Origin of the sequence: Gaetbulibacter aquiaggeris, assembly GCF_044003965.1 — a bacterium.
GTDB lineage: Bacteria > Bacteroidota > Bacteroidia > Flavobacteriales > Flavobacteriaceae > Yeosuana > Yeosuana aquiaggeris.
In genome coordinates this window covers 268,140-286,602 of sequence record NZ_JBAWKC010000001.1, presented here as the reverse complement: position 1 = coordinate 286,602, position 18,463 = coordinate 268,140, and the positions used below count along the sequence as shown (strand labels likewise).

The 18,463-nt window shown below is 32.9% G+C and carries 15 protein-coding genes; 2 read left to right on the top strand and 13 right to left on the bottom strand.

Annotated elements, in window-relative coordinates:
• Positions 1-64: 64 nt before the first annotated feature.
• From V8G56_RS01110 to V8G56_RS01075, 8 genes are all read right to left on the bottom strand, one after another.
• Complete coding sequence (locus V8G56_RS01110) at positions 65-1,006, bottom strand: aldo/keto reductase (RefSeq protein WP_395436600.1); 942 nt, start codon at positions 1,004-1,006, stop codon at positions 65-67.
• A 341-nt stretch (positions 1,007-1,347) separates the two neighbouring features.
• A complete protein-coding gene (locus tag V8G56_RS01105) occupies positions 1,348-1,905 on the bottom strand; it encodes a GNAT family N-acetyltransferase (RefSeq protein WP_395436599.1) in 558 nt (185 codons plus the stop codon).
• Between the two features lie 122 nt (positions 1,906-2,027).
• Positions 2,028-5,165, bottom strand: coding sequence for a glycosyl hydrolase (locus tag V8G56_RS01100; protein WP_395436598.1), 3,138 nt, complete (start codon positions 5,163-5,165; stop codon positions 2,028-2,030).
• 629 nt (positions 5,166-5,794) lie between these two features.
• Positions 5,795-6,844: a ligand-binding sensor domain-containing protein gene (locus V8G56_RS01095; RefSeq protein WP_395436597.1), complete on the bottom strand. Its 1,050-nt coding sequence runs from the start codon at positions 6,842-6,844 to the stop codon at positions 5,795-5,797.
• Positions 6,845-7,019: 175 nt separating this feature from the next.
• Positions 7,020-7,733, bottom strand: a complete 714-nt coding sequence (locus V8G56_RS01090; protein ID WP_395436596.1) for a DUF6090 family protein — start codon at positions 7,731-7,733, stop codon at positions 7,020-7,022.
• Between the two features lie 163 nt (positions 7,734-7,896).
• Positions 7,897-8,631: a DUF6090 family protein gene (locus V8G56_RS01085; RefSeq protein ID WP_395436595.1), complete on the bottom strand. Its 735-nt coding sequence runs from the start codon at positions 8,629-8,631 to the stop codon at positions 7,897-7,899.
• A 749-nt stretch (positions 8,632-9,380) separates the two neighbouring features.
• On the bottom strand, positions 9,381-10,805 hold the full coding sequence (locus V8G56_RS01080) for a fasciclin domain-containing protein (protein ID WP_395436594.1): 1,425 nt from the start codon (positions 10,803-10,805) through the stop codon (positions 9,381-9,383).
• A 416-nt stretch (positions 10,806-11,221) separates the two neighbouring features.
• Positions 11,222-11,944, bottom strand: coding sequence for a Crp/Fnr family transcriptional regulator (locus V8G56_RS01075; protein ID WP_395436593.1), 723 nt, complete (start codon positions 11,942-11,944; stop codon positions 11,222-11,224).
• 340 nt (positions 11,945-12,284) lie between these two features.
• On the opposite strand from V8G56_RS01075, the gene V8G56_RS01070 reads away from it, so the two are divergent.
• Positions 12,285-12,851 carry a DUF4468 domain-containing protein gene (locus tag V8G56_RS01070; protein WP_395436592.1) on the top strand — a complete coding sequence of 189 codons (567 nt, stop codon included), beginning with the start codon at positions 12,285-12,287 and terminating at the stop codon, positions 12,849-12,851.
• A gap of 454 nt (positions 12,852-13,305) precedes the next feature.
• Here V8G56_RS01070 and V8G56_RS01065 read toward each other — a convergent pair whose 3' ends face one another.
• The 3 genes from V8G56_RS01065 to V8G56_RS01055 all read right to left on the bottom strand — a co-directional run bounded on the left by V8G56_RS01065 (position 13,306) and on the right by V8G56_RS01055 (position 16,207).
• The gene (locus V8G56_RS01065; RefSeq protein ID WP_395436591.1) at positions 13,306-14,034 is read right to left on the bottom strand and encodes a DUF6090 family protein; all 729 of its coding nucleotides are present in this window, start codon (positions 14,032-14,034) and stop codon (positions 13,306-13,308) included.
• A gap of 566 nt (positions 14,035-14,600) precedes the next feature.
• Complete coding sequence (locus V8G56_RS01060; protein WP_331629468.1) at positions 14,601-15,107, bottom strand: hypothetical protein; 507 nt, start codon at positions 15,105-15,107, stop codon at positions 14,601-14,603.
• A gap of 608 nt (positions 15,108-15,715) precedes the next feature.
• On the bottom strand, positions 15,716-16,207 hold the full coding sequence (locus tag V8G56_RS01055) for a hypothetical protein (protein WP_395436590.1): 492 nt from the start codon (positions 16,205-16,207) through the stop codon (positions 15,716-15,718).
• Between the two features lie 251 nt (positions 16,208-16,458).
• Here V8G56_RS01055 and V8G56_RS01050 point away from each other — a divergent pair, with 251 nt between their 5' ends.
• Positions 16,459-16,608 (top strand): PspC domain-containing protein, encoded by a 150-nt coding sequence (locus V8G56_RS01050; RefSeq protein ID WP_395436589.1) that lies wholly within the window; start codon positions 16,459-16,461, stop codon positions 16,606-16,608.
• Between the two features lie 96 nt (positions 16,609-16,704).
• Here the strand turns inward: V8G56_RS01050 and V8G56_RS01045 are convergent, their stop codons facing one another.
• Together V8G56_RS01045 and V8G56_RS01040 are read right to left on the bottom strand one after the other, a co-directional pair.
• A complete protein-coding gene (locus tag V8G56_RS01045) occupies positions 16,705-17,694 on the bottom strand; it encodes a hypothetical protein (RefSeq protein ID WP_395436588.1) in 990 nt (329 codons plus the stop codon).
• A gap of 119 nt (positions 17,695-17,813) precedes the next feature.
• Entirely contained in the window at positions 17,814-18,449 is a 636-nt protein-coding gene (locus V8G56_RS01040; RefSeq protein ID WP_395436587.1) for a DUF4870 domain-containing protein, read from the bottom strand.
• Positions 18,450-18,463 lie beyond the last annotated feature (14 nt).

Below are 18,463 nucleotides of genomic sequence, written 5' to 3'. Positions count from 1 at the left end.
CGGTTTGAATAAGCTGCGTTTGGCAGAATGCAGCGTTTCATTTGTAAATTTTAACTGCTTATGTTTACCACGGAAGGTTGAGCAGCTTTACCTCATTTAGATAAAAATCTTCTAGCTTTTGAAAAAGTTCGTCTGAAATGGGGTTATTTATGCTTTCCACATTACTTTTCAGCTGAGCGATATTTACGTTCCCTGGTATCACTGTAGACACAGCATCATATGCCAAACAAAACGAAATTGCTTTTTGTGCAAGCGATTCTTTTGCCTGGATAATTTCATTTACACGATTTACTAGATGTGCTCTTGTTTGAATATCTTGTCTTGACCAGCGGCTTCTGATATCATTAAAAGTACTTTCAGCAGTGTACTTTCCAGATAACCATCCTGAATCGAGAGGAATTTTAGCAATTATACCAACCTCATTTTCTAGAGCCATAGCAAATGCTTGTGCGGCATCCTGATGTAGGATGTTGAAAAAGGCTTCAATCACTTTAGCGTTTGTAGTATTCATTAACAGCTTCATATCCTTGTATGTGTCTAAAGAGGCTCCATATGCTTTTATTTTGCCCTCTTCAATTAATCGTTCAAGGATCTCGTAATGGGCGTTTTTATTACCGTCTAGATACGCAGTAGGTGGATTATGAATAATGAGCGAATCAACATAATTAACTTGTAACCTTTTAAGGCTACCCTCTAAAGACTCCCGAATATAATCTGAATTAAAATTAGTGGTGCCTGAATCCGTATGTCCGAATTTTGTATTGATGACGATTTTATTTCTATCAATACCCTTAAGCGCTTTACCAAGCCTCTCTTCGCCTGTTCCATGTCCATAATTTGGTGCCGTATCAAAAAAATTGATGCCGTATTCCAATGATTTTTCAACAAGTTCCACCGCCTCCTTTTCTGTCATGCTCTGCCAACCGGAATTATGTCCCAACTGCCATGCACCAAGTCCAATTTCAGAAACCAAAATCGAATCTTTGATGTATTTGTTATATTTCATATTATAATTAATGATTACTTTTTAAAAAGTGGATTAGTAAGTTGTCATATTTTATACATTTTTGAGCCTTGTTTTTTAATAATCTGCTCTATTAAGAAATATGTTATAATTCCACTAATTAAATACTTAAAATCAAAAGTCCGATAAATTTTTGAGAACCCAAAAAATTCATAAATAAAGACATAAATTAAAGTCGCTAGAAGGATCTTATTATTTTTTATCCATATTTGAATAAGCTTTAAATGCCAAATAAAAAAGCATAATCCATGAGGGTTTTCTTAACAATGGAGAGAACTAGTAATTAATTATAGTCATTTTGGTCGTTGTTTTTTCTATTCATTTTAAGGTTTCCTTTGAAGATGTTTCATTTTCTTTCCAGTTAACACTTTTCTTCCCACACATTCAAATCCCAATTTCAGGTACAATTTTTCAGCACCAGGATTTTTTTCACCTACCAATAGACCCAGTGTTTGTTGATTTTCGATTGTGTAAGATTTAATTATGTATTGTAATATTTTAGTTCCTACGCCTTTTCCTTGTTGATTTGGGCTTACCCCAAATGTATCAATATAATATTCACCTTGCTGTGTTTCTTTTTCAGGATTAAAATTTATGTTAAAGTGCTTTTTAATATACTGAACGATGGGCGCTCTCAACGCTTCTAAATTAGCTCCGTCATAAATATTAATAGAGCCCAAAATCTCATTCTTATCTTCAGCTACAAAACAATTTTGAAATGAATACTGATTGTTTTCCTTTTCAACAAAGTACAATAAAAACTCCTTTGCTTTCATCTCATTTTTTATTCCAATAAATTCATACAAAAGATCTTCCATTGCTAAGAATAGATGTTCAGAAATAATGGGGGAATCCTGGGTGTTTGCTTTTCGAATTATCATAATGTTTAATCACCCCCAACCAATGGTCTTAGCTATGGTTTCGTTGTGGAATGGTTGGGCAGAACTATTCCGCCGCAGTGAACAATAGCCGTTGTTGTATACCTCTTTCACATCCGTATTTTCTATTTTGTTTGAAGCGCCCCAATACCATGATCCCAAAGTAGCTTATTATAAGTTGGAATAACATTATTTATAAGTTCTTCTGATATACTTTTTAATACTTCCCATTGCTTGTTAAGCTCAACGAGTCTGTCCTTTGATGCTTGGCTTACTTTGGGTAAACTACTATCATTTTGGTTCATAAGGAAAAGATATTCAGCAGTGAATTTATTCGGGAAATTTTCTACATCGTCATATGCCTTCGATTTGCGCTGAACCATATCTTCATCCCAAGATTTAAGCTTTTGAATGATGGCTTCGCCTTGTGATTTCACCTCGGTATATTTTTTTTCTTTGGGCAATTCCTTTAAGATGAGTGCTATCTTGTTTTGCACTTCTTTTAACTTATTAACTCTCCTATGCATATCTGTGAGATTTGCCTCAGTTTTAGTTGTGAAATCATGAGTTTCTTGGTACTCCTCGTTAGTTATGTTATACAATGGGTTAGGCAGTATATTGAATGGCGCTTCAGATAATTGATCTTCTTGCTTGATGGCAGCCGTATAGGCATTTGGCAATGCCTTGTGACCCTTAAAAGATCCTTCAATATAAGCCGTAGGAACTCCTGGCAAACTGTTATATCTCATGTCCCACACAATACGGTTAAGACCAACTTTATTTGAAAGTAAAGGCTCAGGAGAAGGACCACCAGGATATTTTAAATAATCAGGATTTGCTTGAGAACTAATGGTTCTAACTAAATTTCCGTCTTTGTCTTTAATCACTAAAGTCAATTCTTTATCCTTTGTGGCAGTAGGTAAATAATAGTAAAACACAACACCATTGGCAGGATTAACACCTTGGGAATCATCAGTTCCATTAAATATGTCTGAATTACTATTTAGCTGACTCTCCCAATTTCCTATAACGGCATCTTCTGGTTGAAGTAGCACGAAAGATTTATCATTACCTTCAAACTGTCGTATTAATCCCAAATCATCTAATATCCAAAATGATCGACCCATGGTTGCAATACTTAAGTCGTCATGGCTAACCTTCAAATCAGTAATAGGTGTTATAGGTAAATTCAGCTGAAATGGTTGCCATTGTTTACCCCCATTCCAAGATATGTACATCCCTAATTCTGTTCCGGCAAAAAGCAAGTCTTTTCGCTTAGTATCTTCTCTAACTACTCTAGTATATGCGCCTAATGGAATACCAGTACTGATATTGGTCCATGATTCACCATAGTTTGTTGTTTTATATATTGCAGGAGTATAGTCATTAAATTTAAATCTTGTTGTAGCTATATAAGCAGTTGCCTTATCGTGAGGGGAGACTTCAATAGCGTTAATTAAAGTTTCAGGAAGCCCCTTTGGAGTTACATTTTTCCACGTTTTTCCACCATCTTTGGTTAATTGCAAAACACCATCATCCGTTGCTGTCCAGATGAATCCTTTTTCGTGTGGTGATTCAATAACATAAGTTAATGTACCATAATTTTCGGCTCCTACGGCTTCGTTTGTATAAGGTCCACCACCTTTTCCCTGTTTTTCTTTTTCATTGTTGGATAAATCACGAGAAACCTCTTCCCAGCTGTTACCATTATCTCTAGTGCGCAGCAACAACTGTGCTCCATGATAATAAGTATTTGGCTCGTGTTGCGACCTGATGATTGGAGCATTCCAATTGAATCTGTATTTCATATCCTTAGTCTCTCTGCCCAAATATTGAATAGGAGCAGCCATAATCTGGGTACTGGCATTTGCTTTAGTATCTAGAATTTCAATTGTTCCCAAATAACTACCTCCCAATACGTATCGCGGATTGTCAGGGTCAAAAGCTAAAAAGGCACTTTCCCCACCGGCAGAAGGAGACCAATGATGTTCATCTATACCATTACTTGCAAGAGCAATGCTACTAATTTTTACTGATGAGTTATCTTGTTGGCCTCCATACAGGTTGTAAGGAAACAGATTATCGGTATTCACCCTATAAAACTGCGCAGTAGCCATTCTGTTTTGAGGAGACCATGATTTCGCATAATTATATGATACAGCAGCACCACCGTCATTGGCAATGATCATATTTTTACTGTTGTATGGGTTGATCCAAAGATCATGGTAATCTCCATGTGTGCCGGTTAGTGTAGACCAGGTTTTTCCACCATCAATTGAGCGTTGTGCACTGGCATTGAGTACATATATCTTTTCCTCATCATTAGGATCGATAAACAACTCGATATAGTACCACGCCCTTTGAATGAGACTATGGTCTGAGGAAACTTTAGACCACTTTTTTCCTGCGTTATTTGAGACGAATAATCCACCCAACTCCTTGTCAGAATCACTTTCAACTAAAGCATATACCTTATCCGAATTTGAGCGACTCACGGCAATAGCCATCTTGCCTTTCTCTTCGGGCAAGCCTTCGTGAATTTTATTCCAAGTTTTCCCTCCATCCGCAGTTTTGTAAAGACCGCTTCCGGCACCACCGCTTATAACTTTCCAAGGCAAGCGCTGATGCTCCCACATCGCAGCATACATTACTAAAGGATTATTATGGTCCATTGATAATTCGGCACACCCTGTTAGATTATTTATATAAAGTACTTTGCTCCAGCTGGCGCCACCATCTACTGATTTAAAAATGCCTCTTTCTTCATTGGGGCCATATAATGCTCCTTGTGCTGCTACAAAAAGGATATCCGGGTTTTTAGGGTGTATAACTATTCTTGATATATGCTGAGTCTCTTTTAGTCCTAAATAAAGCCATGTTTTACCTGCATCGTTCGATTTATACACACCATCTCCATAGGATGTCATTACGGCTCTAGGCGCATGCTCACCCATTCCCACATATACCGTATTTGGGTCACTTTCAGAAACGGCTATGGCACCAACCGAACTGGTTTTAAAATAGCCATCCGAAATATTTTTCCAGAGCTGTCCGCCGTCTTCAGTTTTCCAAAGTCCTCCTCCGGTATTTCCCATGTAATATGTCATGGGATCTCCAACTACACCAGATGCAGCAACAGACCTACCTCCTCTAAAAGGGCCAATATTTCTGTATTTGACCGATTTAAAAATAGAATCTATGGATTGTGAGAAGGTTACTGTAGCTATAAAGAATAATAGTAAGGAAAATGTAATTTTTTTCATAGTGTTGATTTTAGGTCTAGTTGGTTTTGTTTTTAACAAAATCAAACTCAAACTTAATAAAAATTATCTAGCCTTTATTCCGGAGGAGTCATAATGTTTGCCAACATGTTCGGGTATGGTCAATTGCGTTGGTATGGAACTAAATTAGTAAACACAAATCGAATAGAAAATCAGACGCAATGAATTATAAACATTGTTGGCTACAGTTATTCTTTTTTTAAACTTTTAAAAAGTCAAAATATTTCCCCATTTTAAAAGAAACATTATTAAAGTTGTAAAACCAATACTATATAATATTGCAGCTTGCCAATATGATAATCTCGTTGGCCAATGTTTCCACATTTTTATACCATATCCTTTTTTAGTATAACCACTAGTCAGCCTCCAAAAGAGAAAAATAAATATTAAGAAAATTAGTATTGCTGTTAATAATATCCATTTTTTTTCCATTTGATAAACTTTTTGTTTTGTTCTTAATTGTTGCCAACGGTTCGGTTATGAGTAGTTGGAGATTTTACGCCCTAAATTTTCAGTATAGCCTGATCTTTATTTTATGTTTATACTTTCGTTTTATCACTTATGTCCCAATTACTTATAGCCATTGTATGCTGTCGCTCTTTTTTCATACCTCATTTTTCAAATTTTTCAAATGTTATACCATTGAATTTATATGCTCCGTTTTCGTGTGTTCCAAGCCAAAGGTCGCCATTGTTGTCTTTGTAAATGCTGAATAAAGTAATGTCTTTTGAGTTATCTTGAACTGCATAATGTGTAATGTTCTTTCCGTCATATTTCCAAACACCATCACGATAGGTTACAAACCACAGATTATTAGCGTTGTCTCTTACTGTTGAAAGATACTCGTCTAAATTGCTGTCCTTTTTTCCATCTAAACCGCCTATGCTTTTGTGTCTTGTGTGAAATTTATTGCTTTTTAATGTTGTGCTGTCGTAAACGCTATAGCGAAATTCTGTGTTGAACCAAAAGTCGCCATTTTTGTCTTCCGTAATTGAACGCACTCCATTTGCCCCTTCGTTGCGAAATTCTGTCACATCTTCTTCTGTAATCCATTTAAAAGATTTCCCATCATATCGACAAACTCCAACAGGGTTGGTACCAAACCAAATGTTTCCTTTTCTGTCTTTATAAATGCTATAGACATCAAATGGATTGGATAAATTTGGTGGGTTTGGGAACTGCAATTCAAATAATGTAATGCCATCATAGCGATATACTTTTCTCATGTTTCCATAAGAATATTTAAACCACATATCTGTGGATTCAAGTTTCCAATTTTCACTGGGAACTGCCTTTAAGGTCGTGAAATCATTTCCATTAAACTTTGATATTGAGGATGTTGCGTTTGCACTTGCAAAGTAAATGTTACCAAATTCATCTTCTTTTATTTCATCAATTCTATTGTTAAGCAAACCGTGTTTTGTTGTGTAATTAACTAATTCATTTCCATCGTATTTATATACTCCTGTTTCCCAACTACCAAACCAATAAGTATTTTTCTTGTCTTGATAAATCACCATAATGCTGTTTCCAAGTTGTTTTACGGTGTCGCCCTTTACAATGTTGTCTGTTTTAACTTGTTGTTTAGTGGTCTGTCCATTACAAGATGTCAATAAAACCAATGCGTTGAAAAATATAAATATATTCAATTTTATTGTCATCTGTTTGAAGTTTGTACTGTCGTCATATAGTTACAGCTAAGGTGTTTGAGTATGATTAGTTGCGAGGTTAAACCCGAAATTTAGCAAATAAAAACCGAATAGAAAATCCGTAAGGATTTTCGTAAGTAGGCGAGTACTAGCAATTAATTATACATGGTGTTAGCCTTTCGTTATTTTAATTAAGCTCTAATTCAATTGCTTTAATTAGTTCAACAATCAAATTTTTAATGTCTTTATAAACTTGAATTATGTAATATCTCATGTCACAGTTTAAGATAATTACTGACTTGAATTCATTATTCTTGGATAATTCATCAGCATTAATTGGTTCATATAAGTTTTCAGAACTTAATCTTAAGTGTTTGGTAATTTGAGGGGTAATTTGCTCATATTGAAATTTTTCATCTCTTACTTCTTCTATGTACCTAATGTAATGATATCCTTCTGAATACAATTTTGTGATTTTTATACGTAAACTATCATTTTTTATAATGTTTAGTCCAATTGATTCTAAATTTTTAAAGGCTGAAGTATTTTTAACAAATACAGTATTTCCTTTTATCCTAGTGTAATATTGGTTTAAAGAATCGTGATAAACGCCATTATTTAAACTTTCAAGTACAATTCGGTTGGCTTTTAACAGTTTTTCATTTTTATTAATATCCCATTTCAGACCTTCTAAATCCGATTCTAAATTCGATTTCATTTCAATCAGAAGACTTGTTTCCTTGCTTAGAAGAATGTTTTTGTCATTCCAATTATTGATTCCTAAAGCGATTAGTATTCCAATGACTACAAGAATAATTTCTCCTATAGCATAAATCAGATACTTACTTAACTTATTTCCAGAGAGTAGATTTTGTCGAATTTTTCTAAAGAATTTTATCATTGTCTATTGGTGGGTCATAAATGAAGGCACAACGTTTATGTGCCTGGAAAGTTGCGTATAAAAATGCAAGAACTTCCCCATTCATAAATATATTAAATTAGAAAAGATGGAACAAAGGAAAAGAACAAAACAAGCAATTTTTTTACACGGTGTTGTGCTTTCGTTATTTTTTGATTTCATTATCAATATCTTCAATTGTTTTTTCGATTTTAGGCAAAGCTAATTTTAGCTGACGTCCAGCACTAAGTCCTCTAAAACTAACTCCAGCAATTAGTTGTAAAAAACCTTGACTTTGAAAAAGGTCTTTTGGAACATTGTTCCATCCTATAGAATTATAACCCCTAGAATCATCGACATAACGTTCACCGAACATCTCTAACATAGATTCGATATTCTTTTGATGATTTCTAGTTATATGCGCAATATTATTTCCTAAGATAGGTAACTCAAAATCATATAAATAGGTAATGTCGTTTCTAAGCTTGTCATTAGATATTTTATCTATCCCAGATGATTTTAATGCTTCGTACGGCCCAGAATTATATTGATAATTTATGCTTCGATTCAACTCGAATACTTTGCCGAGTAATGAGTCATAATACTTTATATTCTTCTTACTTAATTCCATAAAATAATCAGATGTTTCATATAACTCATCAAATGTTTTTATCATTTCTTTGAAGTGGAAAACATCGGTTTTTAAAGATGTGCTTATTTCGGAAAGCATTTTAATTTCATATATTCTGTCTTTTCGAGATTCATTCCAATTGTTAATCTGAAGTGCAATCAAAATTCCAATAACAACCAAAACAATTTCACCAACCGCATACCTCATATATTTTATTGGCTTGTTATCGTCTGCAAGTGTTTTACGGATTTTCCTGAAGAATGGTATCATATGGTTGGTTGGGTTGGTTAACTTCAACAAGTTATAAATATACTAATTACCTGATTTCTAGATCATATCAAATAATATTTCTTTTGTAGTAGCGCTTATTATGCTAAATAATTAGTCTTAACTAAAACAAATGGTTATATATATTTTCTCAGCTTCTTAATTATAAAATATAATATTATTAATTATTTTCTATATAAAGGAAAGATGATTCGACTCCCATTGAAGAGCCCAAATACTTAATTTTTAGCTGTATTATTACAACATGAAAAGAAAAATTATAATATCCATTGTGATAATTGTTTTGGTTGTTTCAATTATCTGTGGTGTGATTTACCTAATGGCAATGGGTCAAATGGCCAGTGCATTTGGTGCGTATTAGACACTTTAGAGCCTATTTAAGACACGTTTAATGCGTTGAAATAAGAGAGAAAAGAGTACCAAATCAAAAAAGAACTTGTCCAATGCATAACAGTTAATGCGAATAATGATCATAGTTATTATAAATAAAGAATTTATTTGCATCAATAGCTATCACTACAGGCTCATATTTGCCTGCTTATAAAAAGCTCTGCGAATTTTCATTTAATGTGTACTTACAAATTTATGTACTTAACTGCGCAACTACTCATCACCTAACGGTTAGACCTCATTTTAACGAAGAGTCAACTTTTATAAAATAAAAATAAAAAAAGCAGGATTGTTATAGCGTAACAATCCTGCTTAAACTTTATTTTATTTAATCAAATAAATTATGGAATCAATACGCTGTCAATCACATGAATCACGCCATTTGTTGCTTGAACATTTAACAGACCTGGTACTAACATCGCATTATCATCAATAGTTAATGTGTCTAGATTCAAATCAAAACTCCCATAGAGAGTTGTTACTGGACCGCTTGACAAATCACTTGAATATACGCGACCTGCTACCACATGGTATAATAAGATTGGTGCTAAATCTTCCGCAGTAAGTCCATTCACAGCATCAATAGCCGCCTCAACAGATGCAACTTTAAAGAAATCCATAAAGGCTTGGTTTGTTGGTGCGAAAACGGTAAAAGGTCCATCATTTGTTAAGGTATCAGCTAAACCAGCCTTAGTTGCTGCTGCTAATAGGACAGAAAATTCTGGATCAAAACTACTTGCTAAATCAACTAAATTGCTTGAAGGTGGAAGTAAAACTTTATCTATAACATGCACAACACCATTTGTTGCCTGCACATTGGCACCAATAACATTTGCGTCATTTATCATTACACCAGAGTCTAAAGTAACATTGACCGCGGCACCATTCAGCGTAGGAACAAATCCATTTGATAGATTTGTACTAAACACAACACCATCAACCACATGGTATAATAAGATTGGTGCTAAATCTTCCGCAGTAAGTCCATTTACAACATCAATAGCCGCCTCAACAGATGCAACTTTAAAGAAATCCATAAAGGCTTGGTTTGTTGGTGCGAAAACAGTGTAGGGCCCATTTTTTGCTAAGGTATCAGCCAAGCCAGCATTGGTTGCTGCTGCTAGCAGAACAGAAAATTCTGGATCAAAACTACTTGCTAGAGCAACTAAATTATTTGTAGGTGGAAATAAAACATCATCAATAGCATGTATCACACCATTTCTGGCTTCCCTATCAGCAATAATTACAGTGGCATTATTTATGGTAACGCCAGAATTAACGTTTACTTCAACGAATGCCCCATTTAAAGTAGGAACAAATCCATTAACGGGTAAGTCTCCACTAAAAATCGTGCCACTAACAACATGATATAATAATATAGAAGTTAAGGTCTCTACGCCTAATTCTGAGACAATATTTTTTTGATTTAACCCATATTTTGCAAATGCAGCATCAGTTGGTGCGAAAACTGTTAACCGTTTTGACGACACTGTACCAGCTAAACCAGTTTGAGCCAAGGCAACATTTAATGTTTTAAATGTTGGTTTTTTAACTTTAGACTTACCAAATTCGGCATCTGTAACAGTAGATTCTGAGCCAAAAGCTTCTAAAACTTCTACAATTGTAGGCTGTAAACCTGTTGTTTCAATAATATCGGTATCTTCAGTGTTACAAGAAATTGTAAACAACGATAGTACAAATAAAAGAAGTGTAGGTAATTTTAAAAAAGAAACTTGGGATTTCGAGAAATTCAAACGTAAATTCATTTTATATTAGTTTAAGAGTTTAACGAAACAAATTTAATTATTTTGTTTAATCTTTTTTATTATTTATTAAACATTTAACTTTTTTTGTTAAATATTTCCAAAAAGTTTACAAGAAATAAAGAGGAAAAGCAAAAAACCTATTTGTACAATTTATGTAGTACTTTGGGTTCATTTTTAGAAATAGCGATATTCTTTCAAGAATAAAAAAGGCTTTTTACAAATTTGTCAATTCATGCATTTCTCACATCAACACGGAACATTGTAAATAATCTCATAAAAAATATTTGTGAATACCCTATTGAAACTATTTAAAACTTCATACTTCTCTTATGGCGCTATGTTCTTCATCATAAACAACCTCAACAAATTATTATATAAATATTGAAGATTATCACAAAATATTTTTGACTGTGATTTTAAAACTTGTCAAAATTACTAATATTAGATAGTGTCTTCTTGCCAATTATTTTAATCTTTCTGTCCTTACAATCAATTAGTTTATCACGCTTAAATTCTGATAATGCGCGAATGACATTCGAAGTGGTCATATTTGACAGTTGTGCCATTTCTGATCGCTTTAAGGGTATATCAATGTACCCATCAAAATCTTCTCCTATGTTTCCTTGTAATAGCAATAAGGTATCAGCCAATCTCGCCCTGAGAGTTTTTTGGGTAAGTGACACCAGCCTTTGATCAGCTCTAACCAAACGCTCTCCAATATAACTGAATAACTCCTTATATACACTTGGACAGTAATCCAATATGTTATAAAAATCTTTATTGGGAATTAGACAAATGCTTACATGGTCCAATGCGACAGCCGAAGATTGATATTTAGAACTGGTGGACAAGGCACGTATACCAAGAGTGTCTGGTGGTGATTTTAAATCAATAATCTGCTCTTTGCCATTATGATCTAATTGGGTGATTTTGACCTTACCTTTTTTTAAACACATAAACCCAATTGGGGAAGCACCTTGTTTGAAAATTAACTCACCCGGTTCATAATTTAATTGATCCATTTGGTCGGATAAGCAACTTAATTCCTCAACATTTAAATGACGGAAAACAAATAAGTTTTTTAGATCACAAGACGTGCATTTAGATTTGATGTTTGGTTTATTGAAGGTCGAATCCACAATTATTGAATTTTAATTTCTAAAAACACTATCCCAAAACAAATAATGTTAACAAATGGGTCTTCTAACGCAATATACTTTCAATAGAAGTATTGATTAATAACTCATTAAGTTACAAAAAATTTTGGTTTTAAATAATTAAATGTTGTGAAGATAAAATTTTATAACATATTCTGATATGTTTTATAACACCTTAAATATTGCCAAGATTTAATAATTTTCTTCTCTCAAATACTCGTGTTCATTTCAATTAAGTGCGGGACTTTTAACAATATACGTGCTACTGATTTAATGCTTATTTGATTTTCAAAATATGTCTTACATTTTAAAAACTATTATCATGAAACACAACTTATTAATTTTCACCCTTTTTATGTGTACTTATACATTTTCACAAAATCAATTTGAAGTTAGCGCTGAATCACCTGTTTTTCCTCCTAAAGAAGTTTTTATAGACATTTCTAATTTATCGGCTGAAGATAACTATGAATTAGTTAAAGATTGGATAAGTGTTAACTTTTATTTAGACGATAATATTATTAGAGAACAAGAATGCAACAATGTCATAACTCTTGTCTCTACGGTCGATGATTTATACATGGATCAGATGCATCTTTTAAAAAATGATTATGATGTAAAGTATGAACTAGCATTTCGATGTCTTGACAATAAGATTTGTATAGAAATTAATGACTTTAAAGTTCATTTTCCAGAAACATTATACTCAGGAGGATGGGAAAATGTTTCTATTAACTATGAAGATCTTTTTAGAAACAACGGAAAAATAAATCTTAAAAAGAAAGAAACATTAGAAAAGTTACAAAACCATCTCAACAAAGTTGTATATGGATTAAAAAACCACATTATATCTTCTAATAACCGCATATCTTTTACTCAAAATAAATGATAACATGGTATTTTGGATATAATTAATGATTATCAAATAGTAATCAAAAGGGGCATAAATGCCCCTTTACATTTCAAAAAAAATAATTGATTACCAATAAAATTATATTCTCTTATCTTCAAGATCCTCTTTCTCCGCTTAATAAAATTTTAATGCCTGTAGATCAATTAGTTATATTTTTTATTTTTAATATTAGCCCACATTTAGTCTACAATACTTATAAAAATCTAAATATTTAGTAAATATAAATTGATTAATCAAGTCTTGAAGCATACTTATCCAGACTATGCCCATATTTAAAACTTCTTACTTCTGTTATGGTGTTATGTTCAGCATCATAAACAACCTCAACAAAGAACTTATCTATGGCATAACAGTTAATGCGAATGTTTTTAGTAATGTAGTTTTGTAAGAAAACACTTGGATTTTAGCTTAGTTCATTGTTGTGCTTTCGTTATTTTTCAACTTCTTGATCAATTAGTGTCAGAATGTGATTCAAAGTTTCCAATAATTCGCGCTCTTCAATCAGTCCGTTTCCTCTATAAGTCAAAAATAAACGCTTAACCATAATTCTAAACTCAGAGTTATCATAACGAGCCTTATGATTCGATCCTTGATTTTTACCATCAACGATAGAACTGGTATTGATATATATACTTCTGATATAATCGTCAAATGTGTTATCGATTTTTTCCTGATCTTCCAATGCATCTTTTATTTGATCTTCTAAAGAAGACAATGAGTACATCAGCTCTTTATTGGAGATATTATTGATCTTTCCTGAGGAAATCAATGAATTCAATATCCCGAGTCTCGGGTCAAAAGTATTGGCGTTCACCATTTTGAAAAATTCATCTCTAAATACACTGTCTGGCATCACTTCAAAAGCGGCTCTGTTATCAAACAGATTACCGAATTTTAAAGCCGTTTCATACGATATCTGATGAAACTTAAGGGCATGTTCAAGCGCTTCTATATTGGAAGCCACTTCACCTCGAAGGTCTTTAAGTGAGCTCTGTTCTTCAATTTTCAGTTTTCTATGTTCATTCCAATTATTGATGGAAAGCGCGATGAGAATTCCAATAATGACGAGCAAGATCTCGCCAACAGCATAAAGCAGATACTTACTGAATTTATTTTCAGAGAGTAATTTTTGTCTAATTTTTCTAAAGAATTTTATCATTGGTTAGCGGTTGGTCATGTTGAAATACAACTTGTTATAAGTAGTCTAATATACTCATTTTATTAATTGAAAAAGATTGGTTAATAAAGTCTTGGAGCATACGTATCAAGACTATGCCGGAAATTTTAACTAACATTTAAAAATCAAAAAACAATTTTTTTTGTTATTAAAAGTATTGGACGTCTGCCTAGAAGGCAGATACTCTATCCAGCTGAGCTACGATGTTTATTAGCATTTTTAATCCTAAAGATTGTTTGTGCAAACAATGTGCAAACCTCAACCTAGTTAATAAATTAAGTTTTGTTTATAAAATCAAAAATAATGATTTAAAATTAGAAATTCGTTTGAATATTTGGAGATAAAACTCCTTTAGAAAGATTACATGACCTTCTTAAGGTTTGATAAACACGTGAATGTGTAGCGTATTTTTTTAAAAATATTAAGCTACTCATGCAGGGAGAAAAGAATAGCTCTTTACATTTTTATCAGAAAAATGTAAAGAGCTATTTAGAGCGTTGGAGAGCAGCTATTTTAGCATAATGTGTTGTTATGAAACAATAATATCATTATCTAATACTAATCTGACCTTTTGTTAAATCGTAATAATTACGAGGATCAAATGGCATTTCTTCTATGAAATCACATAAATTATAAAGTCTGTTAATCGGTAAAAAGGCTATTTGGTCAGATGTATCTATATTGGAAGTCCCATTGTCTTTTAAGAATACTACCAAGGACCTACCAGTTATGTCAATTTCACCCCATCTTCCTTTTTTAACAATGCCTCCTACTTTTGCCATATTTCCTTCAACAATCATACAAGTTATTTCTACATGTATTCCTCCATATTCATCTGGCCACATATCAATTAGCTGTCCTTCTACAGTTCCATCAGCATGCATAATTGCAACTAATGAATAGTTTTTATCACATCCAGGTTCTCCACCCAATGCTTCACAAATGTCATTTCCACCAGCTATAACTTGATGTATAATACCTTTATCGTTTGAGTTAATCTTACTAAGGAATTCTTTATTACTAAGGAATTCTTTTTTTGTGTCATTAGATTGCAATTCCTCACTTGTTACAATTTCTTCATTGCTACAACCGAAAAGGAATAATAATGAAAAGGTAAAAAATATTAATGCTTTTTTCATAATGTAAAAAGTTTTTAGTGATTGATAAATTAAAACTAAAAATTCGGGAAAGTAATCCTCTAACAATATTTTTTAGCTAAAAGGGTGTTTTTTCTCCACATAATCCAATTAAATTATTAAAATTCAGCCGAAATTATCTTTAAATTTAATCACATAAATAGAAAACCTTTTTTGAAATTAGCCCTTTCTTTGAGTAAATAAAATTAATTAAGTTTTATTAGATTCTAATACCTCGAAAAGAATGAGGCAACATAATGTAGGTGAAAAGTATTTAAAAGATTTATGACAATAAGTTTTTAAATACATTACTCATACAGGAAGAAAAATAGCACTTTACAATTTTGGTAGAAATTGTAAAGTGCTATTAAGAACGTTGGAGAGCGGCTATTTTACATAATGGCGTTATGTAAACATAGCTTTGGTATTTAAATAATGCTAATAAGTGGGGTTATAAGGTGTTGTTTTATACACCTAGGGGTGTTTATTGAAGGTGGAATCCTATGCTTAACAGGTAAGAAGAGCTATTATAATCTAAACTCTAAACCAATTGAAACTACATCTCTAGACCCTCCAAAAACTACATCATACACCAAAGAACGCTGAGCAATTACTAAATCTATAGAATCTTTAATACTATATTGTAATTTTGGCACGAAATAAAGCCCTTCATTTATACCAATTCCACCAATTCCAATTGTGCCACCAACATCAAGTCCTATAATAAATCTTTTAGACAAATTAAACCGGGTAGCAGCTGCTATAGGCAAGAAAGAAATATAACCATAAGCTTGGTCACCTGTTTCATTTTCAAAATAATGGGAATACCCAGTTATAATTCCGGCATCAAAAATTTTAGATAGTTTCCATAGGCAGTTTACTTCTGCTGTAAGATTATATGAGAAATGTTCTCTTGTTTCTCCTGTGGGTAATCCGGCACTAATCCCTGCATTAAAATTTTGTGAAAATGCTGCAATGCCAAATAATAAGACAATAGCGGCTAATTTTAAACTTTTCATAATACATTAGCTTTTAGTTCTTATAATATTAGATATTACTCAAAGAATAGGAAATGATTAATGTCATTATAAATTTTAGTAGGGGGATAAACAAATTTAACTGAATCAGAAAAGATTAACAATCAATTTGAGGAGCATACTTATCAAGACTATGACCATATTTAAAACTTCTTACTTCTGTTATAGTGTTATGTTCTGCATCATAGGACAACCTTAATTGTTTATATTTGATTTCTAATTAAAATAAGATTATGATTTTAGGAGTTTCAGAATGGCTAAGCGGTAAATTAGGGTGGAATACTTCTCATATCCGTATTGCTTTTGTATTATCAGTATTATTCTTTGGAGTTGGTATTGGGCTTTATTTAATTTTGTGGATAGTTAAAATGTTTTCAAAATAAGAAAAAAGGGAAGCTAACCAATAACCAGACACCTGATATTCATAGCAAGCTATGAAGGGTTCAGGCATCTGGATCGGTTACAATCATATCAATCATCTAAATTGTGATCAAAAATTCCTTGGTTTTTGTGTCAAGAATGAGGAGACTTTCATTAATAGCTTGATTGCCCATCCAACCACCAATTCGGGTAAATGGGGTTACTAAAGGCTGAAGGAAGGCATACATGTCTACACATGAAACGCGATTCATACGTAGTTGAGCACCTCCAATGGTAAGCGGATAATCGCTGGCTTTACTGTTAATGTAGAATTTATCCTCCCAACTTTTAGCCCCAAACCTTTTTACTGGAGTAGCTATATCTGTATATTTTTCAAAACGGTTTTTGGTCGTGATTAAACCAAAGGCTGAACATCCAGAATCGTACAAAAACTCATACTCCTTTCCATCAACTATAGCGGGTAGCATGACACGACGTCCTGGAAAATCAAAAGTTTGGAATCCATTGAGATCCTGCATCCATTCAGGACGCTCTTCAAAAAACTGTATGGTTTTATTCTTAAAATCAATTGACGTGATCCGATCTACAAGAATATCACTACCAATAGTGCCAATTACAATGTTGGTTTTTGGGTTAAATTCAGCCGAAAAGCTATTCCCATAGTTCGGGTATATCTTTACCATTGATAAGGTAACGGGCTTACCCCCCAAATTTAATTTAATGGATTTCACAAATCGAAATCCATCCTTCTGAACTTCCTCAATATCATAGCCCAAATTTCTCAAAGAAATAAGATCTTTTTCATAGAAGAAAGAGTCAGGTGCACCTGTATCAAATTGCATATTCAGATTGTGTTGAAGGCTGCCAATCTGGACAGGTATTAAAAAACCTGACTGATATTCGATGTGTCCTTCATCCACTTTCTGATGAGTCCAATTAAAATCCATGGGTTGAGATTCATGACTGAGTTCTAAATACGCCGGACTTTCTTTAAAATACTTGTTATTGAATTTTCTAATGCCATAAATCCCAAGAATTAATACAAGAGCTAAAAGGCTTAATAAACTGTAACCGATAATTTTTTTCATGATAATTTAAAATTTTTGAATAAATATTTAATATAATTTCATGAGGCAAAGAAATAAGGAATCTCAGTAATATAGCGGGTTTTCATGCCGCCATTTTTACGACAATTTCAGTTTTAGGTCTAAATAAGACGAAAAGGGAAGTTTAAAAAATCCAAATCCTGATGTTGAATCTTTATGGCAGTACGGATGATCACCACGATATTAAAAAGGTAGGCAAAAAGCAATGCAATCAACATTATTGGAATACCAGGTAATAGTTTTGCAACGGTAAATGGTATTAAGATGAGTAATAGACATAGGAACAATGTGAACAAAATTTGAAAATTAACAACCCGTCGGCCTACCTCGTCTACGAGTTGTGAATCGCGGTTATTCCTCCAGATAATAATAGGGAAAATTAGATTTCCGAATGGAATTCCAAGAAAGGATAAGACCGATAAATTTATCATCTTGATTGTTGTAATTTCAGAATCCCGAGAACGTTTTATATTTAGATATTTAGCCTGTAAGGCCGATGGCTCCATATTGAATTCTTCTGCCAGAGCGTTTAAGGTATAACCTTTAGGGACTTTATTTGTGTTTTCTAAACGCTGAATAGTACGTAAAGACAGGCCGGTTTTGGTGGCTAAATCAGTCTGGGTATAACCTTCTTGTTCTCGTATGGATTTAAGAATACTCACAAAAAAAAGTTTATTTGAACAAATATAATTTAGCTTTTTTGAAAGCTTTATATTTTGAAAATAAAAAAACCCCAAAGAACAAACGTTAT

Bases quoted from the DNA above. Each gene is read 5' to 3' on its own strand.
- V8G56_RS01110 (WP_395436600.1), bottom strand. From the start codon at position 1,006: ATGAAATATAACAAATACATCAAAGATTCGATTTTGGTTTCTGAAATT.
- V8G56_RS01105 (WP_395436599.1), bottom strand. From the start codon at position 1,905: ATGATAATTCGAAAAGCAAACACCCAGGATTCCCCCATTATTTCTGAA.
- V8G56_RS01100 (WP_395436598.1), bottom strand. From the start codon at position 5,165: ATGAAAAAAATTACATTTTCCTTACTATTATTCTTTATAGCTACAGTA.
- V8G56_RS01095 (WP_395436597.1), bottom strand. From the start codon at position 6,844: ATGACAATAAAATTGAATATATTTATATTTTTCAACGCATTGGTTTTA.
- V8G56_RS01090 (WP_395436596.1), bottom strand. From the start codon at position 7,733: ATGATAAAATTCTTTAGAAAAATTCGACAAAATCTACTCTCTGGAAAT.
- V8G56_RS01085 (WP_395436595.1), bottom strand. From the start codon at position 8,631: ATGATACCATTCTTCAGGAAAATCCGTAAAACACTTGCAGACGATAAC.
- V8G56_RS01080 (WP_395436594.1), bottom strand. From the start codon at position 10,805: ATGAATTTACGTTTGAATTTCTCGAAATCCCAAGTTTCTTTTTTAAAA.
- V8G56_RS01070 (WP_395436592.1), top strand. From the start codon at position 12,285: ATGAAACACAACTTATTAATTTTCACCCTTTTTATGTGTACTTATACA.
- V8G56_RS01065 (WP_395436591.1), bottom strand. From the start codon at position 14,034: ATGATAAAATTCTTTAGAAAAATTAGACAAAAATTACTCTCTGAAAAT.
- V8G56_RS01055 (WP_395436590.1), bottom strand. From the start codon at position 16,207: ATGAAAAGTTTAAAATTAGCCGCTATTGTCTTATTATTTGGCATTGCA.
- V8G56_RS01050 (WP_395436589.1), top strand. From the start codon at position 16,459: ATGATTTTAGGAGTTTCAGAATGGCTAAGCGGTAAATTAGGGTGGAAT.
- V8G56_RS01045 (WP_395436588.1), bottom strand. From the start codon at position 17,694: ATGAAAAAAATTATCGGTTACAGTTTATTAAGCCTTTTAGCTCTTGTA.